Source organism: Mycobacterium sp. URHD0025, assembly GCF_000426065.1.
Lineage (GTDB): Bacteria > Actinomycetota > Actinomycetes > Mycobacteriales > Mycobacteriaceae > Mycobacterium.
This window is the reverse complement of record NZ_AUEQ01000001.1, coordinates 559798-578619: the sequence shown is the minus strand read 5'-3', so window position 1 is coordinate 578619 and position 18822 is coordinate 559798. Positions and strand designations below refer to the sequence as shown.

At 66.8% G+C, this 18822-nt stretch carries 19 protein-coding genes; 10 read left to right on the top strand and 9 right to left on the bottom strand.

Annotation, left to right across the window (positions count from 1 at the left end; genetic code table 11):
- Positions 1–60: 60 nt before the first annotated feature.
- Both H977_RS0102755 and H977_RS0102750 read left to right on the top strand, forming a co-directional pair.
- The gene (locus H977_RS0102755; RefSeq protein ID WP_081681579.1) at positions 61–1521 is read left to right on the top strand and encodes an aldehyde dehydrogenase; all 1461 of its coding nucleotides are present in this window, start codon (positions 61–63) and stop codon (positions 1519–1521) included.
- 13 nt (positions 1522–1534) lie between these two features.
- The gene (locus H977_RS0102750) at positions 1535–2692 is read left to right on the top strand and encodes an amidohydrolase family protein (RefSeq protein WP_036474992.1); all 1158 of its coding nucleotides are present in this window, start codon (positions 1535–1537) and stop codon (positions 2690–2692) included.
- A gap of 7 nt (positions 2693–2699) precedes the next feature.
- On the opposite strand, the gene H977_RS0102745 is transcribed toward H977_RS0102750, so the two are convergent.
- On the bottom strand, positions 2700–3302 hold the full coding sequence (locus H977_RS0102745; protein ID WP_029106414.1) for a TetR/AcrR family transcriptional regulator: 603 nt from the start codon (positions 3300–3302) through the stop codon (positions 2700–2702).
- Positions 3303–3468: 166 nt separating this feature from the next.
- Here H977_RS0102745 and H977_RS0102740 point away from each other — a divergent pair, with 166 nt between their 5' ends.
- Genes H977_RS0102740 through H977_RS0102730 form a run of 3 tightly spaced genes read left to right on the top strand, consistent with a single transcriptional unit; the run spans position 3469 to position 7168 of the window.
- Positions 3469–4638, top strand: a complete 1170-nt coding sequence (locus H977_RS0102740) for a spirocyclase AveC family protein (RefSeq protein ID WP_029106413.1) — start codon at positions 3469–3471, stop codon at positions 4636–4638.
- Positions 4639–4640: 2 nt separating this feature from the next.
- Entirely contained in the window at positions 4641–5474 is an 834-nt protein-coding gene (locus H977_RS0102735) for a CbbQ/NirQ/NorQ/GpvN family protein (protein WP_029106412.1), read from the top strand.
- Complete coding sequence (locus H977_RS0102730; RefSeq protein WP_029106411.1) at positions 5471–7168, top strand: nitric oxide reductase activation protein NorD; 1698 nt, start codon at positions 5471–5473, stop codon at positions 7166–7168. Before H977_RS0102735 ends, H977_RS0102730 begins: the two co-directional genes overlap by 4 nt.
- A gap of 24 nt (positions 7169–7192) precedes the next feature.
- Here the strand turns inward: H977_RS0102730 and H977_RS0102725 are convergent, their stop codons facing one another.
- Positions 7193–7639, bottom strand: coding sequence for a MarR family winged helix-turn-helix transcriptional regulator (locus H977_RS0102725; protein ID WP_036474823.1), 447 nt, complete (start codon positions 7637–7639; stop codon positions 7193–7195).
- Between the two features lie 189 nt (positions 7640–7828).
- Between H977_RS0102725 and H977_RS0102720 the strand changes: the two genes are divergently transcribed.
- Positions 7829–8431, top strand: coding sequence for a hypothetical protein (locus tag H977_RS0102720; RefSeq protein WP_029106409.1), 603 nt, complete (start codon positions 7829–7831; stop codon positions 8429–8431).
- A 68-nt stretch (positions 8432–8499) separates the two neighbouring features.
- On the opposite strand, the gene H977_RS0102715 is transcribed toward H977_RS0102720, so the two are convergent.
- From H977_RS0102715 to H977_RS0102695, 5 genes are all read right to left on the bottom strand, one after another.
- Positions 8500–9882, bottom strand: coding sequence for an FAD-binding oxidoreductase (locus H977_RS0102715; protein ID WP_029106408.1), 1383 nt, complete (start codon positions 9880–9882; stop codon positions 8500–8502).
- 10 nt (positions 9883–9892) lie between these two features.
- Positions 9893–11134: an alpha/beta hydrolase gene (locus tag H977_RS0102710; RefSeq protein ID WP_029106407.1), complete on the bottom strand. Its 1242-nt coding sequence runs from the start codon at positions 11132–11134 to the stop codon at positions 9893–9895.
- Positions 11127–12773 (bottom strand): acyl-CoA ligase FadD12, encoded by a 1647-nt coding sequence (fadD12, locus tag H977_RS0102705; protein WP_081681578.1) that lies wholly within the window; start codon positions 12771–12773, stop codon positions 11127–11129. Before fadD12 ends, H977_RS0102710 begins: the two co-directional genes overlap by 8 nt.
- Before the next feature lie 6 nt (positions 12774–12779).
- Positions 12780–13589 (bottom strand): 1-acyl-sn-glycerol-3-phosphate acyltransferase, encoded by an 810-nt coding sequence (locus H977_RS0102700; protein WP_029106405.1) that lies wholly within the window; start codon positions 13587–13589, stop codon positions 12780–12782.
- A 123-nt stretch (positions 13590–13712) separates the two neighbouring features.
- Positions 13713–14300, bottom strand: coding sequence for an HD domain-containing protein (locus tag H977_RS0102695; protein WP_029106404.1), 588 nt, complete (start codon positions 14298–14300; stop codon positions 13713–13715).
- A 59-nt stretch (positions 14301–14359) separates the two neighbouring features.
- Here H977_RS0102695 and H977_RS0102690 point away from each other — a divergent pair, with 59 nt between their 5' ends.
- The 3 genes from H977_RS0102690 to H977_RS0102680 all read left to right on the top strand — a co-directional run bounded on the left by H977_RS0102690 (position 14360) and on the right by H977_RS0102680 (position 16720).
- Positions 14360–15199, top strand: a complete 840-nt coding sequence (locus tag H977_RS0102690; RefSeq protein ID WP_029106403.1) for an arylamine N-acetyltransferase family protein — start codon at positions 14360–14362, stop codon at positions 15197–15199.
- A gap of 63 nt (positions 15200–15262) precedes the next feature.
- On the top strand, positions 15263–16186 hold the full coding sequence (locus tag H977_RS0102685; RefSeq protein WP_029106402.1) for a helix-turn-helix domain-containing protein: 924 nt from the start codon (positions 15263–15265) through the stop codon (positions 16184–16186).
- 3 nt (positions 16187–16189) lie between these two features.
- A complete protein-coding gene (locus H977_RS0102680) occupies positions 16190–16720 on the top strand; it encodes a dihydrofolate reductase family protein (protein ID WP_029106401.1) in 531 nt (176 codons plus the stop codon).
- On the opposite strand, the gene H977_RS0102675 is transcribed toward H977_RS0102680, so the two are convergent.
- Entirely contained in the window at positions 16701–17348 is a 648-nt protein-coding gene (locus tag H977_RS0102675; RefSeq protein ID WP_081681577.1) for a TetR/AcrR family transcriptional regulator, read from the bottom strand. The genes H977_RS0102680 and H977_RS0102675 overlap by 20 nt on opposite strands.
- 314 nt (positions 17349–17662) lie before the next feature.
- Here H977_RS0102675 and H977_RS0102670 point away from each other — a divergent pair, with 314 nt between their 5' ends.
- Positions 17663–18460: a crotonase/enoyl-CoA hydratase family protein gene (locus H977_RS0102670; protein WP_029106399.1), complete on the top strand. Its 798-nt coding sequence runs from the start codon at positions 17663–17665 to the stop codon at positions 18458–18460.
- A gap of 95 nt (positions 18461–18555) precedes the next feature.
- Here the strand turns inward: H977_RS0102670 and H977_RS0102665 are convergent, their stop codons facing one another.
- Complete coding sequence (locus tag H977_RS0102665) at positions 18556–18777, bottom strand: hypothetical protein (protein WP_029106398.1); 222 nt, start codon at positions 18775–18777, stop codon at positions 18556–18558.
- Positions 18778–18822: the final 45 nt, after the last annotated feature.

Below are 18822 nucleotides of genomic sequence, written 5' to 3'. Positions count from 1 at the left end.
GGCAGTTCCACCAATGACAAGTAGTTGATACTCTGGGGGTACTGAGGCGGAAGGATCCGAATGGATCAGCATCTTGGGGAGTATCTCGGCGTCGAGGCCGACTGGTCGCTGGACGGCGATCCCGGCGACACGATCGAGGTGATCTCGCCGCACACCGAGCAGCCCATTGCCCGCGTGCCGGCCGGCCGGCCGGCCGATGTGGACACCGCGGTGGCGGCCGCGCGTGCGGCGTTCGACCAGGGGCCGTGGCCACGGCTCGACCCGGCGGAGCGGATCGCCGCGGTGCGGCGCCTGGCAGACGTCTACGCACAGAGACGCGGTGAGATGGCGCGGCTGATCTCCGCCGAGATGGGCGCGCCGATCAGTTTCGCCCAACGCGCACAGGTCGGCCTGCCGGCCATGATGATGCCGGCGTTCTGCGACCTCGCCGAGTCGTACCCGTGGGACGAGTCCCGCGCAGGTTTCTTCGGATCCGACGTCCGCATCAGGCGGAATCCTGTGGGCGTCGTCGCAGCCGTCGTGCCGTGGAACATGCCGCAGTTCCTGATCATCACCAAGCTGGTGCCCGCGTTGCTGGCCGGCTGCACGGTGGTACTCAAACCCGCCCCCGAATCTCCTTTGGACGCGCTGTTTCTGGCGGAGATGCTCAAGGAGATCGGCCTGCCCGACGGTGTCGTCACGGTAGTGCCGGGTGATGCCGCGGTGGGCGCCCACCTGGTCGGCCATCCCGGCGTCGACAAGATCTCGTTCACCGGTTCCAGTGCCGCGGGCCGGGCCGTCGCGGCGGCCGCGGCCGCCAACCTCACCAAGGTGAGCCTCGAACTCGGCGGTAAGTCGGCGGCCGTCGTGCTCGACGACGCCGACCCCGAAAGTGTTGCGGCGGGTGTCCGGTCGGCCAGCCTGTCCAACAGCGGCCAGATCTGTAATGCGCTGACCCGCATTCTGGTTCCCGCGGCGCGTGAGCAGGAGTTCGTCGACGCCCTGGCCGCCAGGATGACTGCACTCGTCGTGGGTGACCCCGCCGATCCCGCCACGGAGCTGGGGCCGCTGGTCTCGCGACGGCAGCAACAACGGGTACGCGACTACATCGACCTCGGGCAGCGCGAGGGGGCCCGGCTGGTCTGCGGCGGGACCGACCTTCCCGACGGCGTCGACACCGGTTGGTATGTGCGCCCCACCCTGTTCGCCGGGGCGAACAACGCGATGCGCATCGCCCGCGAGGAGATCTTCGGGCCGGTCCTCACGGTGATCCCCTACTCCGACGAGCGCGACGCTGTCGCGATCGCCAATGACTCCGATTACGGATTGGCCGGTTCGGTGTGGACGGCGGACACCGACCGCGGCGTCAGCATCGCCGAACGTGTACAAACGGGCACTTTCGGGGTAAACCAGGGGTACACGATGGATCCGTTCGCACCGTTCGGCGGCGTCAAGGACAGCGGATACGGCCGGGAACTCGGTCGTGAAGGGCTCGACGGATATCTCGAGACCAAGTCCATCGCCGTCGCGGCCGGCCGGTGATCGAGAGGGAATGATGACTGACACATTGTCTGCGCAGACCACACCGCAGAGGGTTCCCGCCGCCGAGCGCATCGCGGTGCGCTGTGTCGACTCCGATGTGCATCCGGTGCCCCGCAGCGGTGAGCTGGGTCAGTACATCCCCGAGCCGTGGCGCAGCAAGTACTTCGGGACCCACGATGTCGGCGACCTGATCTACTACGACGCCCCCGACTACGCGCACGCCTACGCGATGCGCACCGATTCCTTTCCCGCCGATGGCGAATTCGCCGGTAGCGACCCGGATCTCGCGTTCCGGCAACTGATCATGGAGGCCGGCGCCGACATCGCGGTCCTCGAACCGGCGGCGTACTCGGCCCATATCCCTGAGGCCAACCACGCGATGAACTGCGCGTTGAACGACTGGCAGGCCAACCACTGGCTGGACTCCCACAACAACTGGCACCAGCGCTGGCGGGGGTCGATCTGCCTGGCCGTCGAAGCGCCGGAGTTGGGCGCTCAGGAAATCGAGCGGTGGGCCGGCCACCCCTATATGGCGCAGGTACTGATCAAGGCCGAGCCGCGGCCGGCGTGGGGTGATCCGAAGTACGACCCGATCTGGGCCGCGGCCACCAAGCACGACATCACGGTGAGCTGTCACCTGTCCCGCGGTGAGTACGACGAGTTGCCGCTGCCGCCGGTCGGATTGCCCAGCTACAACCACGATTTCATGGTCACTTACTCGTTGCTGGCGGCCAACCAGGTGATGAGCCTGATCTTCGACGGGGTCTTCGACCGGTTCCCGACACTGCGCATCGTGTTCGTCGAGCACGCCTTCACCTGGATCCTGCCGTTGATGTGGCGGATGGATGCCGTCTATGAGAAGCGCAAGAGCTGGATGGACATCAAGCGCAAGCCGAGCGAGTACGTCAAGGACCACATCAAGTTCACCACCCAGCCGCTGGACTACCCCGAGGACAAGACCGAACTGTCCCGGGCCCTCGAGTGGATGGAGTGCGACAAGATCCTGCTGTTCTCGTCCGATTATCCGCACTGGACGTTCGACGATCCGCGCTGGCTGGTCAAGCATCTACCTGAGTACGCTCGCGAAAACGTGATGTTCCGCAACGGGATTGAGACCTACAAGCTGCCCGAGACCGTCCCGGTGCTGGAAGGTCAGGTCCGGGTCTTCTGAGTCGGCGTCAGGGAAGCTTGATGGCTGACACGTACATTTCCACAATCGGCCGGTAGAGGTCGACATCATCGAGCTCGCTGCCCAGGACGACACCCTCGCTGGTGGCGATGAGGACCTGGGCCAGAGTGGCTGCCGGGATCCGCAGGCTGCCGCCGAGATGCTCGACGCCCGCGACGATGAACTTGCTCAGCGCCTCGACGGCTTCGGCTCGCTTGGCGGCCACCCGTTCCCGCACTTCGGGATTGCGGCGCAGATACAGCGTGAATTCATGGCCCAGCGCGGCATGCTCGGCGCCGCGGTCACGGCTCAGCTCCCGCCAACGTTTGGCGATCTCATCGAGTTCGGCCGCCCCGACCTGCTTCGCCGACGACATCACCTCGGCGAAATTGTCGAAATACCGGTGCCAATACCTGTCGCTGACTGCCAGGAAGAGGTCTTCCTTCGTGGCGAAGTGGTTGTAGATCGCACCTTTGGTGTACCCGGCGACATGGGCGATGTCGTCGAGAGATGCTGCGGTGAAACCTTTTTCGGCGAACACCGCCTCGGCGGCGTCCAAGAGTAGCGAGCGGGTGCGCTCCAGGCGCCGCTCCCGTGTCCACCGCTCGACCATGGACGAGATTCTGCCACAGACCTGAAAAACTTCTTGGTATTTGACATACCGGGCGGTATATTCGGGCGGGGCGCATGACAATCCCTGCTACAAGGGGTCTTTCGCGATTCGACTTCACGGTTCGGTACGCGTGCGCTGATACGGCAACCAAGAAGGAGGCAGTGTCGTGAGCGACCTGTCCGACAAGACCAAGTCCGCGGTATCCGAGCCGCTCGGCGGGGCGGCATCGATCGGCGCCGAGGTGCAGCCGACGGTCAAACCGATCCAGATCTGGGCCGTCATCGGCGGGGCCCTGTTGGCCCTGCAGGTGTACGTGTGGATCAGCTGGATCACCGGCCCCTACTTCGAGCGGGTGCCGGGCGGCATTCACGAGCCGCCGCTGTACATGAAGATCCCGCTGATCGCGAACGCCGTTGTGCTGTGGGTGGGCCTGCCGTTCGCCATCTGGTGGTTCTTCATCCGGCCCTGGCGCCGCGAACGGCGAATCACCCTGGACGGCATGCTGTTTGCGTCGATGGGCCTGATGTTCTTCCAGGATCCGCTGCTGAACTACTTCAACACCTGGTGTACCTACAACACCTGGCTGTTCAACCGGGGCTCCTGGTCCTCGAACATCCCCGGCTGGGTCTCGCCCGAGGAGCCCGGCCGTCAGGTGGCCGAACCGCTGCTGACCAACGTGCCCGGCTATGCCTACGGCGTCCTGCTGATCACCATCGCCGGGTGTTGGCTGATGCGCAAGATCAAGAACCGCTGGCCGAACATCAGCAATCTGCGGCTGATCCTCGTCACCTACGCGATGGCATTCGTCTTCGATTTCGTGATGGAAGCCCTGGTCATGCTACCGATCGGCTTCTACACGTATCCCGGTTCCATCCGATCGGTGTCGGTATTCGCCGGCACGTACCACCAGTGGCCGGTTTACGAGGGCCTGATGTGGGGCGGTGTCCAGGCGGCCCTGTGCTGCCTGCGTTTCTTCACCGACGACCGCGGCCGCACCATCGTCGAACGTGGAATCGACCGTGTCCGAGGCGGATTCGCCAAGCAGCAGTCGGTGCGATTCCTGGCCATCTTCGCCGGCGTCAGCGCGTGCTTCTTCTTCTTCTACAACCTTCCCGCACAGTGGATCGGCATGCACTCGGACCCCTGGCCCGAAGATCACATGAAGAGGTCGTATCTCACCGGCGGCATCTGCGGTGCCGGCACCGACGTTCCCTGCCCGGACCCCGTTCTGCCGATCCCGACCAAACGGTCCGGCTTCATCAACACCGACGGTGAACTGGTCCTGCCCGAGGGTGCGCAGCTCCCGACGGTCGTGCCGTTCATGCCGGTGAAGTGAACATGCTGACCAACCACCAGCCCGCGTTGGACCGCACAGTCGAGCCCACCGACGTGTCGGCGCCGTTCTACCGGCCGGTGGGCGATGAGGTCGACGTGTTCCGGGCCGCGGCCCGGCGAGGCCTTCCGGTACTGCTCAAGGGGCCGACCGGATGCGGCAAGACCCGCTTCGTCGAGGCCATGGCCCATGAACTCGGTCGCAACCTGATCACCGTGGCCGGCCACGAGGACATGACGTCGGCGGATCTCGTCGGCCGCTTCCTGCTCAAGGGCGGCGAAACCGTATGGGTGGACGGGCCGTTGACGCGGGCCGTACGCGAGGGCGCCATCTGCTATCTCGACGAGATCGTCGAAGCGCGTCAAGACACCACCGTCGTCATCCATCCGCTGGCTGATCACCGTCGTGAACTGCCGATCGATCGGCTCGGCACCACCCTGCCCGCGGCTCCGGGCTTCCAGCTCGTCATCTCCTACAACCCCGGCTACCAGAGTGTCCTGAAGAACATCAAGGAATCCACGCGCCAGCGGTTCGTGGCGATCGAACTCGACTTCCCGCCAGCCGACATCGAAGTCGACGTGGTCGCGCACGAGGCCGGGATCGACACGGGGACAGCACATGCCCTGGTGCGGCTGGGCAACGCCATCCGTGGCCTGCAGGGTTCGCCGCTGCGCGAGGGCTCCTCCACCAGGATGCTGATCCTGGCCGGTGGGCTTGTCGCCGAAGGCCTTCCGTTGCGCAGTGCTGTGCAGGCCGCAATCGTGCGGGCGCTGTCGGACGATCCGGAGATCGTGCGGGCCCTCGGTGAGCTGGCCGACGGCGTGCTGAACGTGCCGTGACCCAGGCCGAATCCGAAGGCCTGCAGCGGTTTCGGTTGCTGGCGACCTTCATCGCCGGTCGCGCCGTGGAGGTGGCACCGCTTCCCGCGGGCCGGCCGGCGCACACCGACGGCCGGATCGTCTTCGTCTCCGGGGACGAATCCGATGCCGTGCAGCGCCGCGAGCTGCTGGTGCAGTGTGCCTTGCTGGCGGCCGGAAGTCTGGACCGGCAGATCGTCAAGGCGTTGCGTGGCAGGCCCGGACTGGCCCAGCGCTATCTCGCGGCAGAGGGGCACCGGGCCCTGGCCGAGTTGGCTCCGCGAATCCCGCTGGCCGGCACGCTGTGCGCCGGGGACCGGCCGTCCAGTGCCGGGCCCGCCGAGTCGCTCGCGCTGGCGAAAAGCCGGGCCGCGATGGCCGAGCCTCCGGAATGGTTCGGTGTCATCAAACCGTCGCTGCTGTTGAGATCAGATGCCGTCGCGACGGATTCTGGACGGGCTCAGAACGCTCAGCTGTCCTTCGATGCGACGGTGCCCGCCGAATCCGACGACGAGGATGACGACGACGAGTCGGGCCCGTCCGAGGACAGCAAGATCCTGAAACTGTTCGAGGCGCCGGCGTTCACGTCCCGGGCCCTCTCGGAGTTCCTCCGCAAGATGTTCGGCGGATCCCGCTCGTTCGGAGACGACGACGCCGGGGCCGAATTACCCACGGGTTCGGTCAGACGGCGTCGCGGGCCCAGCTCGTCGGCCAAGCCGCTGCCCACCCCGATCCGGTTCACCACCGACGACAGGCCCGGCGCCGCTGTCGGGGCCGGCGGCGCCTACTACCCGGAATGGGATGTCCACAACAATCGCTACCGGGCCCAGTGGTGTCGGGTCCTCGACCACCCGCTCAGCGGTGCTGCCGACCTTTCCGGGGGTGGTGTGGTGTCCGATCCGGTTCTTCGCCAACGGTTGTCACGCGTCGGACTGGGTCCCAAGGTGCTGCGTGGCCGCCCCGACGGCGACGAACTGGATACCGAAGCCCTCGTCGACCTGGTGGTCGACCTGCGATCGGGTCATGCGCCGCCCGAACACATCTACACCGAACGCCGTAACCTCTCCCGCAATCTCGGGGCGCTGATCCTTCTCGACTCCTCCGGCTCGGCCACCGATACCGACCCCGAGGGCCTGGCAGTCCACGAGCATCAGCTGCAGGCCGCCGCCACCCTTGCCGCGACCCTCGAAGAACTCGGAGATCGGGTGGCCGTCTACGGCTTTCGCTCCCAAGGACGGCATACCGTCCACCTGCCTGCCGTCAAGACGTTCGATCAGCGGTTCGGTGCCGTCGAACGGTCCCGGCTCGGTCAACTGCAACCGTTCGGCTATACCCGGTTGGGTGCCGGCATCCGGGGGGCCGGCGAGATACTGAAAACCCAAGCGGGAACGCCACACCGGCTATTGATCGTTCTGTCCGACGGCTATCCGTATGACGACGGTTACGAGGGTCGCTACGCGCAGGCTGACACCGCCAAGGCCCTCGAGGAACTGCGAGCCGACGGTGTGGCCTGCTTGTGCCTGTCCGTCGGCTCGGATGCCGATACCGAGGCACGCGATCAGGTTTTCGGTTCGGCCAGTTCGGCCAGCGCCGCGACGTTGTCCGAGCTCAGCCCCCGGATGGATGAGCTGTTCTTGTCGGCGCTGCGTGAACTCGCCGCCCCGAAACCGCGGTGACCCCGCGAGACGTCACCATGAGCATCATCCGTTGACCGGCCCGCACGCGGTGTCGTCGCTTCCGGCTTTGCGCAACAACGCTTTGAGTTGCCGTTGTTCGGCGGGCGTGAGGCGGTCCAGTACCCGCTGATCGGCGATGTGGACAGCGTCTTCGGCACGGGTGAGCAACGTCCGGCCGGTCGCGGTGAGTTCGGCAGGCAGCGCTTTCCCCGCCGCCGCTGTATCGGGGCGGCGCACCGCGCCCGCCGCTTCCAGCCGGTGCAGCAGCTGGTTGGTCGCCTGCGCACTGACGTTGGTGATGCGGGCCAGTTCGGCGCTGGTCAGCCCGGGGTTCAGCGAGATGATCCGCAGACAGACGAACTCGGGCAGTCCGAGACCGAGGGGAGCGAGGACCGTGGCCACCTCGGGCCGCAGTGTTGCAGCCACCCGGTGCAGGAGGTATCCCAGCGGCTCGCTGTCGGGGGCAGTCATAGCTGGCATCCTCACATGCGCCGCCGTCGTCGACCATCAGGTTGGATCGCGCCGTTTCGCCCACAGCTCAACCAGTTCTCAGCCAGATCTCATTGAATTGGCTCCGATAGGGGCGTATCAAGGAACTTGATACACCTGTCGGGCCGCGCTCCGCCGGTCCGGCTGAAATCTGGAAAAAGGATGTGTGACATGGGTTTTGGAGGATTTTCTGGCGGTTGGGGTCCGGCGGGATTCGGCGGCGGGAACTGCGGTCCCGAGGGGCAGGGCGGGTTCGGTCCGGGGGCGTTCGGCGCATCCGGATTCGGCGGTGGCCCCGGTTTCGGTAAGGGCTTCGGGCCCGGTTTCGCGCTCAAGCGTGCGGCGGTAGGCACGGCGGCACTGCTGCTCGACGGGCCTGCCACGGCGGAACAAATCGTCGAGCGCACCACAGAGGCGACCGGCGGTGCCTTCACGCCGCCGCTGGACATCGTCGAGTTGGCCATCGCCGCAGTGGCCGGCCGTGGCGTGGTCACCGTCTCCGACGGGGTCGCCACGCTGACCGAATTCGGTACGCAGCTGTTGGCCTGGCGCGGTGTCACCAGCGAGACCGCGCACGCGTTCTTGGGCAAGGCGGGCAAGTTCGCCGACGTCTTCAAGATCCGCACCGGCCTGCACGAGGTGGCGGGCCTGGCCCGCACCATCGCGTTCACCGGCACGGACGAACAGAAGGCCAAGCTCGGTGAGGTGCGGACGAATCTGCTCGCCGCGATCACCGAGGCGAAGAAGGCCCTCCACGGGGTGCTGGCCCAGTAGATACTCGCGCCGAGGCCACGGTTTCTGACGAGAATCCGGCGACCGTCAAAACCATGGTCTCGGCGTGATCAGCGCAGGACCGCGCCCGGGTTGAGGATGCCGTGCGGGTCCACGGCATCTTTGATGCGACGGGTCAACGCCATCACGTCATCGCCGAGTTGCAGTGGCAGCCAGTCTCTTTTGAGCCGGCCGACCCCGTGCTCGCCGGTGATGGTTCCGCCGAGGGCGATCGCCAGCTCCATCACCCGGGCGAACGCCTGGCGGGCCCGCTCGCTCATGTCCGGATCGTCGGCGTCGAATACCACGACCGGATGGGTGTTTCCATCGCCGGCATGCGCCACCACGCAGATCAGCACGTCGCAGTCGTCGGCGATGTGGCGGATTCCGGCCACCAACGTGGGCAGCTCGGGTATCGGCACCGTGACGTCCTCGAGGAGCAATGTGCCCAACTGCATCAGGGCCAGGCCCACCAGCCGCCTGGCGGCGGTGAAGCCCGCGCCTTCCTCTGGATCGTCGGTCGCGAAAACCTCGGTCGCACCGGCTGTTTCACATGCCCCGACGATGCACGCGATTTCCTCGTCCGCGGCGCCCGGCGCGTCCGACTGGATCAGCAGCAGTGCCTGCGCGGAACGGTTCAGGCCCATCCGGCTGTAATCCTCGACCGCGTTGATGCTGGCATGGTCCATCAACTCCAACATCGCGGGCCGGACCTTCGCGGTGATCGACACCACCGCGTCGGCGGCGTCCTGCACCGTGGCGAACACCGCGACCACAGTCGAGGCCGGAGGCTGCGACGGGATGAGCCGCAGGGTGACCTCGGTGATCACCCCGAGAATGCCTTCAGAACCGACGAACAGCTGGGTCAAAGACAGACCGGCGACGTCTTTCAATCGCGGGCCACCCAGCCGGACGGCGGTGCCGTCGGCCAACACCACCTCCAGTCCCAGCACGTAGTCGCCGGTGACCCCGTACTTCACACAACACAAGCCGCCCGCGTTGGTCGCGGCGTTCCCGCCGATCGACGAGATCTCCACCGAGGCGGGATCGGGCGGGTACCACAGCCCGTGCTCGGCGGCGGCCCGCTTCACCTCGGAGTTCAGCAGACCGGGTTGCACCACCGCGGTGCGGTTCGCGGTGTCGATGCGGATGCCGCGCATCCGTTCGGTGCTGAGGACGATGCAGCCGTCGAGCGCGCCGGCACCCCCGGACAGCCCGGACCCGGCACCTCTGGGCACCACCGCGACCCGGTGGGTACTCGCCCATCGCAGCACGGTCTGCACGTCCCCGGTGCTGGAGGCCCGCACGACGGCACGCGGTAGGCCCACGTGTGGGTCGGCGGCGGCGTCGCGCCGATACCCCTCGATCACGGCGGGGTCGGTGAGCACCGCGCCGTCCGGCAGTTCGGCGGCAAGCGCGGCGACCTCGGCGTCCGGGGCGTCCGGGGCGGACATCTCCGGAAGTCTAGTAACCGGAAGCGACGTCCGTGGTGTTCTCAGCGTCGGCCCGGGCCCTGGCCCGGGCCCAGGTCAGAAACTCCGCGACCGCATCGGCCGTGTAGTGCCCGCGGGGCGAGCCGAAGAAGTCGAACGCGTGCTGGGCATGCGGGATCTCGGCGTAGATCACCGGCGAATTCGACACCTCACGCAGCGCCTCGACGAACTCGCGGCCTTCGCGCACCGGGATGAGCGAGTCGTTGGTGCCGTGCAGGACGAAGAAGGGCGGGGCATCGGGATGGATCCGGGCGATCGGTGAGGCGTCCCGGTACACCTGTCCGTGGGTGGCCAGCGGCAACTTGACGATCAGCCGCTCCAGGATCTGCATGAACTCGGCCCGTCCCGTGCCCGTGGTGCTGAACCAGTCGTAGCGGCCGTAAACCGGCACCGCGGCGGCCACCGACGTGTCGGCGTCCTCGAAACCGGGTTGCCACTGGGGATCGTTGGCAGTGAGCGCCGCCAATGCGGTCAGGTGCCCACCCGCCGATCCACCGGTGATGCACACCGCGTCCGGATCGCCGCCGTACTCGGCGATGTTGGCCTTCACCCAGGCCAAGGCCTGCTTCACGTCGATGATGTGGTTGGGCCACGGGTGCCGTGGGCTGATCCGGTAGCCGATCGACACACAGATCCAGCCCTGCTCGGCCAGGTGGCTCATCAGCGGATAGGACTGCGGCCGGCGCATCCCGATCATCCATGCGCCACCCGGGACCTGCAGCAGCACCGGGGCCTTGCCGTCGCGCGGCAGGTCGGGGCGCATCCAGATGTCGGCCAGGTTGGCCCGGTGCGGGCCGTAGTGCACCGTCGTGCGGGCGTAGCGCCGCCTGCTCATCGACGTGGAGTACACCTCGCCGCGACGCAAGGGCCGCAGGGCGGACGGGTACTCGTCGGCCAGGGCCTCGTGCACCGGGTCCTCGAAGTACGGCCGGGACTGGACGCCGCGACGGTGCACCAGCACCAGCAGGGCCCACGAAATCGCCTTGAACAGCAAGGAGATTCGACCGCCGGTCGAGCGATAGTCGCCGCGGATCCCGCGGCGCAGCGCATCGAGGGCCGACACGGTGATCACCAGCGGGGCGTTCTCCGAGGTCGGCCAGCCGAATGCGAAGGACTGGATGGTGCTGTAACCCCTGCGTCCGAGCGGTTTCACCGCATTGGCAGCGTTGAGCAACTCGGCGGCCGCGGTCAGCAGTCGTCGGCGGTCAGCCATTCACCTTCTCCTGGAGCTGGCGCCGGTCGATCTTGCCCGTGCTGTTGCGCGGCAACTCGTCGAGCACGGCGATCTCCCGGGGCACTTTGTAATTGGCGAGATTCTCTCGAACATACGCCTTGAGGTCATCGGCGCCTGCGGCACCGGAGAGCACCACGAACGCCGCCAGACGTTGTCCGAACTGTTCGTCGTCGACGCCGATCACCGCGGCCTCGGTGACGTCGGGATGGCCGGCCAGCACCTTCTCCACCTCGATCGGGTACACATTCTCGCCGCCGGAGACGATCATCTCGTCGTCGCGGCCCACCACGAACAGCCGGCCCGCCTCATCCAGGTAGCCCACATCGCCGGAGGACATGAAGCCCTCGTGGAAATCTTTCGTGGTACCGGAGGTGTAGCCGTCGAACTGGGTCGAGTTGCGGACGTAGATGGTGCCGACCTCGCCGGTGGGCACCTCCCGCAAGTCGGCGTCGAGGATGCGGATCTCGGTGCCCTCGGCGGGTTTACCGGCTGTGTCGGGGGCGGCGCGCAGATCGGCCGGTGTCGCGGTGGCGATCATGCCGGCCTCGGTCGCGTTGTAGTTGTTGTAGATGATGTCGCCGAACCGGTCCATGAACGCGGTGACGACATCGGGACGCATGCGCGAGCCGGACGCCGCGGCGAACCTCAGGCTGCGTCCGTCGTAGCGACGCAGCGCGTCCTCGGGCAGCTCCATGATCCGGTCGAACATCACGGGCACCACGCACAGCCCCTTGGCGCGGTGCCGGTCGACCAGCTCGAGAGTGGCCTCGGGATCGAACTTGCGCCGCGTGACGATGGTGCAGGCCATCGACGCGGCGAAGGCCAGCTGCGAGAAACCCCAGGCGTGGAACATCGGTGCCACGATCACCACGCGTTCCTCTGTGTGCCACGGGGTGCGATCGAGGATGGCCTTGAGCACCTCGGGGCCGCCACCGGAGTGCTTGGCGCCCTTGGGACTTCCGGTGGTTCCCGAGGTCAGCAGGATCACCTTGTTTTTGCCGGTAGCTCGCCTCGGCTCCTCACCGCGGTGTTCCTCGACGAGTTTGGCCACGGTGACACCGTGGGCGTGGGTGTCGGTCCATGCGACGATCCGGGCGGCATCCGGGCGCTCGGCAAGCGCCCGTTCGACGGTGTCGGTGAACTCCTCGTCGTAGATGACCGCACTGGTATTGCCGTCCGCTTCACGCATCCATACCTCGGCCATCGCCGGAGCGGCGAACGACGTGTTGAGCAGCAGCACATCGGCGCCGATGCGGCCGGCGGCGATCAACGACAGCACGAAGCCGCGGTGGTTGCGAGCCATGATGCCGAGGACTTTCGGCGCACCGCCGGGCAGCGCCTGCAGGCCTGCGGCCAGGGCGTCGGCCTGTTGGTCGACCTGCTGCCAGGTGAGCGTGCCGAGTTCGTCGACCAGGCCCGGCCGGTTCGGACAGCGCTGCGCCGAGGCCGCGAAACCTGAAGTGATGCTCATGTTTTCGCGCGCCATGGCGGCGGCGATGCGCAGGTACTTGTCCGGGCGCATCACCGTGATGATTCCGGCCCGGCGCATGGTGGTGACCAAGCCGGCGGTGTCGGTGACTCGGTCCAGGGGTCCTGTCAGTAGGTCAAGCGGATTCACCGGTGCTCAGCCGATCACCGGGAAGCGGCGCTCTTCGGCCAGCTCGTCCAGCGCGCGCTGCATCACCCGGCGGACGTGAGCGTCGACCTCGTCGATGTCAGGGTCTTCACCGAACTCGGCGGCAATGTCGATCGGCTCCAGCGTTGTCATCACGATCTTGGATGGCAACGGCACATTGAGCGGCAGCACCGCGGACAGGCCGAACGGGAAGCCGAAGGACACCGGCACGATCTTGGTGCGGGCCATTCGCGCGATCGGCCCGAGTGCCTTGGCGATTCCGGTACCGCGGGACAGGAAGAGGTGCGTTTCCTGGCCGCCGATGCCGACCATCGGCACGATCGGGACGCCGGCATTGATGGCGGCCTTGATGTAGCCCGTGCGTCCGCCGAAGTCGATCTTGTTGGCCGACAGCGTGGGCCGGTACACGTCGTAGTCGCCACCGGGGAACACCACGACGACGCCGCCCGAGCGCAGCGCCTCGTCGGCGTTCTCGTGGCTGGCCCGGATGAAGCCGGTCTTCTTGAAGAAGGCCGCGGTCGGTCCGACCATGAGCATGTCGTGGCTGAGGGTGTAGACGGGCCGTTCGTAGCCGAACTTCTCGTAGAAGCCCGTCGCGAACACCGGCACGTCCAGGGGGAACAGGCCACCGGAGTGGTTCGACACCACGAGCGCGCCGCCCTTGGGGAAGCTGTCCAGCCCGCGTACCTCGGCCCGGTGGTAGCCCTTGATGAGCGGCCGCAGCAGGCCCATGACCTTTTCGGTCAGGCCCGGATCCCATTTGGTGATTTCGGACGGGTCGATGTCGGTCGCAGCCACAGGGTCCCCCTGATGTGGATTGGAACGTGTTCTAGTTTTGCCAGTGTACCCAGGTAGCGGGCAAAAAACCCATTTGCTTGCTGGGTTGGTCTACCTACCGGTGAGTAGCTGCGGTCGATCCTCTCAAAATCGCGGGTCCGGCATGGTCAGCTCGGTGATCTCGTCGGTGATATTGCGCCGGGCCTGCTCCTCCCAGCGCTCCCGGCCGGGAGCGGTGTGAAAGATCGGGCCGTCGAGCAGCGCCGCGAGCACCCGGGCCCGCGCCGGGCGGAAAACATCGTCGGGTACCGCCGCGTACTCGTCACGTACAGCGTCGGCGTACTGCCGATAACGCACCGCGGGTGCGCCCAGCACCGACAGGTCGGCGTCACTGAGTACCGCGGCGTTGATGTCGTCGCCGTCGACCTTGTGGGACTTGGTTGCCAGCACGAGCCGAGCCACCTCGTCGCGGTCCGCCGCTCCCTCCAGTAGTTGGCGGGCCAGCATCGCCGAACGGTCTTCGTTGTCGTCGCGGCCGATGTCGTAGATCGCGTCGTGGAACCACGCCGCCAGTTCGACGGCTTCCCGGTCGAAATGCAGTCCGTCATCGGCAAGGGTGCCGATCGCGTCGAGCACTTCATGCAGGTGCGCGACGTTGTGGTGCTTGCGGTGGGATTCCGACCAGCGGGCCAGCAGATCCTCCCGCAGGGTCTCGGTGAGATGGGCAGCCATGGGTCCAGTGTGCGCCGCGGTTGACCTCAACCGTCGTTGAGGCAGCATCATTGAACGTCATGGGATTAGACCTCGCCGCCTACTTCGACCGGATCGGCTATCACGGTCCGGCGTCAGCCGATGTGGACACGCTGCGCGACATCGTCGCCGCGCACGGCCGGTCGATCCCGTTCGAGAACCTCGACCCATTGCTGGGTGTCCCGGTGTCCGACCTCAGTGCGCAAGCTTTGGGCGACAAGCTCATCACGCGTCGGCGCGGTGGCTACTGCTACGAGCACAACGGACTTCTGGGCTACGCCCTGGACGAACTGGGGTACGGCGTCGACCGGCTGGCCGGTCGGGTGGTGTGGATGAAAGAGCCCGACGCGCCTCTGCCTGCGCTCACCCACAACGTGCTGGCGGTTACCGTTCCCGACGAGGCCGGTCGCTTCCTCGTCGACGTCGGTTTCGGTGGGCAGACGCTGTCCTCACCGATCCGGCTGCACGCCGGCGCCGTGCAGCAGACCCGTCACGAGCCGTACCGGTTGCTCGAGCTGCCCACCCGCCACGAGCCGGAGTACGAACTCGCCGCCCAGGTGCGCGGGCAGTGGCAGCCGCTGTACCGGTTCACCACCGCGCCGCAACCGCGCATCGATCTGGAGGTCGGAAGCTGGTATGTGTCAACGCATCCCGGCGGGGTATTCGTCGTCGGTCTGACCGCGGCGCTGGTCACCGACGACGCCAGGATCAACCTCCGCGGCCGGAACCTCGCCATTCACCGGCGCGGTGAGACCGAACGGATCCGATTCGACACGGCCGCACAGGTTCTCGATGCACTCACCGAGAGGTTCGGGGTCAACGTGTCTGATCTGGACGGCGTCGACGTCGAAGCCCGGGTGGCCCAGGTCCTGGACAGCTGAGCCGGCCGGGGCAACCACAGCAGGAAATGTCATGTTCCCGAGGCGGGCGGCCGACCATACTCGGTGACCGTGGAGGTTCAACCGAACAGACGCGACCGGCTGCGTGAACTGCTCGACGCCGTCGTCGATGGCGAGAACTCGGGTGTGGGCGACATGGCGCGCAGCAGCTACGCCTCGGAGTTCCACTTCTCCCGGGAAGTACGCCGGCTCACCGGAGAGCCGCCTGCGGCGCTGCGCCGACGGGTCATGCTGGAGCGGGCGGCCTGGCGGTTGCAGCGGGGAGCCGCGGTGTCGGAGGTGGCCGAAACCGAGGGGTGGTCGTCGGCGGAGGTGTTCTCCCGGGCGTTCCGCCGGGCGTTCGGGGTACCACCGTCGCGCGCCGGCGACGTCGGCTTCCGGCTGACTGCGCCCAACGGCGTCCATTTCCACCCGCCCCAGTCGTTGTGGTGCGATGCCGATCCGGGCGAGGCGTCCGGGCCGGATATCGCCCAGTTCATGCTCGTGCACGATGTCGCCGACACCGAATACCTCATCGGTGCCGCGGGCAGACTCTCTGAACAGCAATGGGCCCAGGATGTTTCGCCGGGGCAGGTGGTCTTGGACTGGGACGGTCCGGAGCCCAGCGTCGCTGCGGTGCTCGGAGCGATCGTGTGGACCAAAGAGGTCTGGCTGGCGACCATCGAGGGCCGGGATTTCCCGTCGCGTGACGCGACCGGCAAGGCCACGGCCGAGCAACTCGCGGCTCACCACGACGTCATCGGAAAGCGCTGGACCACATTGATATCGGAGTACTCAGCGGCAGGGCGTCTGGGCGACACCGTGATCGATGCACTGTGCGATCCGCCGGAATCCTTTCAGCTGTACGGGATCATCGCGCATGTGCTGACCTACTCGGCGCACCGGCGCGCACTGGTGCGCGGCATGTTGGCCCGCCATGGTCTCGAAGTGGACCGTGGCGACCCACTGGAATGGATGAGGAGGGACTGACCGGTGAAGACCGTGTACTACACCGCGTCGAGCTTGGACGGGTTCATCGTCGACACCGACGACAGCCTGGACTGGCTGATCACCCGCAACATCGATCAGCAGGGCCCATTCGGCTACGACCAATTCATCACGACGATCGGGGCGCTGGTGATGGGTTCGGCGACCTATGAGTGGATCGTGAAGAACCAGCCCGGCGAATGGATGTACGAGCAGCCGGCGTGGGTGTTGACGCACCGGCCGCAGATCGTCGCCGCCGGGCATCCGGTGCAGGTGTTCTCCGGGGGCATCGCCGAACTGCACCCGGACCTGGTCGAGGCGGCGGCGGGTAAGGATGTCTGGGTGGTCGGGGGAGGCGACGTTGCCGCACAGTACGTCAGGGCCGGGTTGATCGATGAGATGATCGTCAGCTATGCGCCGTGCACCTTGGGCGCGGGATCGCCGGTCTTGCCGGTCCGTTCCGAGTGGGTGCTCGCCGAATCGGCGCCCAACGGTGAGTTCGTGTGTGCCCGATGGGTCAGGACGACGGCCGGCTGAACCGGGGCACACCGTTACGGCGGACGAATTCCCGTGATTTGATCAGGAATTCGAGTTGCCGGGCGACATCGTGCAACGGCTCGACCGATTTTGACGAGCGGCACAGCACCACGACGCCCTCGAGGGTGGCTATGCACATCACCGCAAGTGACGACGCGTCGGATTCGTCGAAACCGTCGGCGGTGAAGGCTCCGGTCAGGGCCATGCGCCAGCGGTCGAAGATCGCGGCTGCGGCCGCGGCGAGATCGGGCTCGTCGTCCGGTGCGGCGATCGCCACCGCGACCACCGGGCAGCCTGCGCTGAAATTGCTTCCGGTGAGTACCCGTTCCCAGAACCCGACGAATCGGTGCACCAGATCCCATGCGCTGTCGGATGTTTCGGCGCCGATCACGCCACCGATCGTGTCCGCGGCGTATTGCAGCGCCTCGATCAGGATCTGCCGGCGCCCGCCGGGGAAATGGTGATACACCGATCCGCGCGGCGCACCGCTGCGGGCGAGCACCTCGTCGATCGTGACGCCGGCAGCGCCCCGCTCACGCAACACCTCGACCGCGCTGCCGAGCATCCGGGCGCGGGTCGAGCCACGCTTGTTACGCGGCTTCGTGGCGGTGTCAGGCAACCCGGTCATGGAGGAACTGCGTGGAACAGCGAAGAAGCATCCGGGGGGTGATGGTGCGCACCGGGGTGTGCGGCGTGCGAACCCGACGGCTGAACCGGTGACCGGCGAGATTGAGTTCGACGACCCACATCGCGCACCGCCCTTCTATGTCATCCACCATAGAAATGATGGAATCCTCGCATGATGTCGAGTATCCGACGTACATGCTGGTGTGCAAAAGACTAGCAGGTTAACTGCTTCTGAACAGGTTCTCCCTCAGCCGGGGGGCTGCACCAAAAATATGGTGTCTTGCATAATTCTGTGTGTCGGCGTTGACTGCGTTCATGAACACCGACCCGGCCCTCCAAACCCTCACGCTGGAGCGGGACGGCCACGTCCTGCTGATCGGCCTGAACCGCCCGGACAAACGCAACGCGTTCAACGTCGCGATGCTCACCGACCTCGCCCTCGCCTACGGACTGCTCGAATCCGATGACGACCTGCGCGTCGGTGTGTTGTTCGCGCACGGGGCGCACTTCACCGCCGGCCTCGATCTCGTCGACGTGGCGCCGTATGTGGCCAGTGGCGATCTACCGATGCCCGAAGGCGGACGTGACCCATGGCGCCTCGACGGCGACTGGACCAAACCGGTGGTCGCCGCGGCCCAGGGCCGATGCCTGACCCTCGGCATCGAACTGCTCCTGGCCGCCGATGTCCGTGTCGCGGCGCAGGACACCCGGTTCGCGCAGATCGAGGTGCTGCGCGGCATCTATCCGTTCGGCGGCGCGACCCTGCGGCTACCGCGCCAGACCGGCTGGGGAAATGCCATGCGGTGGCTGCTCACCGGTGATGAGTTCGACGCTGCCGAGGCGTATCGGATCGGGCTGGTCCAGGAGGTCACGCCGGATGCCGACGCGGCCGTCGCCCGGGCGACCGAGATCGCCCACACGATCGCCGACCGGGCCGCGCCGCTCGGCGTCCGCGCCACTCTCGCGTCGGCACATCGTGCGCACAACGAAGGGGACGCCGCCGCGATCGCCCGGCTGCGGCCCGTGGTCGCCGAGCTGTTCGCGACCGCCGACGCCGCCGAAGGCGTGCAGTCCTTCATCGAACGCCGGGCCGCCAACTTCGTGGGCCGCTGAGTCCCCTGCGCGAGTGAGTCCCCTGCGCGAGCAGACACAAACCTGCCCCAGAAAGCCGGTTTCGCGACAGTTTTGTGTCTGCTCGGCGAAAGAAATCAGCCCGCGGTGTCGAGCGCGACCAGGGCCGCGGCCACCGCGAAGAATTTGTTGGACCCGAGCTGGCGCACGGTCTTGATGTTGAAGGCCGCAGCCAGATGCTCGGCGTCGGAGTCGGTGACCCCGGCCAGCGCCGCCGGTGAAGCGTCCAGGATCTCCTTGAGCGACTTGTCTTCGTAGGCCTTGTCGAGCGACTTGGCCAGATCGACGGAAACTGCCACGGTGCCTCCTCGTTGTTGGGGCGCCCACCTTAGCTGCCCAGCCTG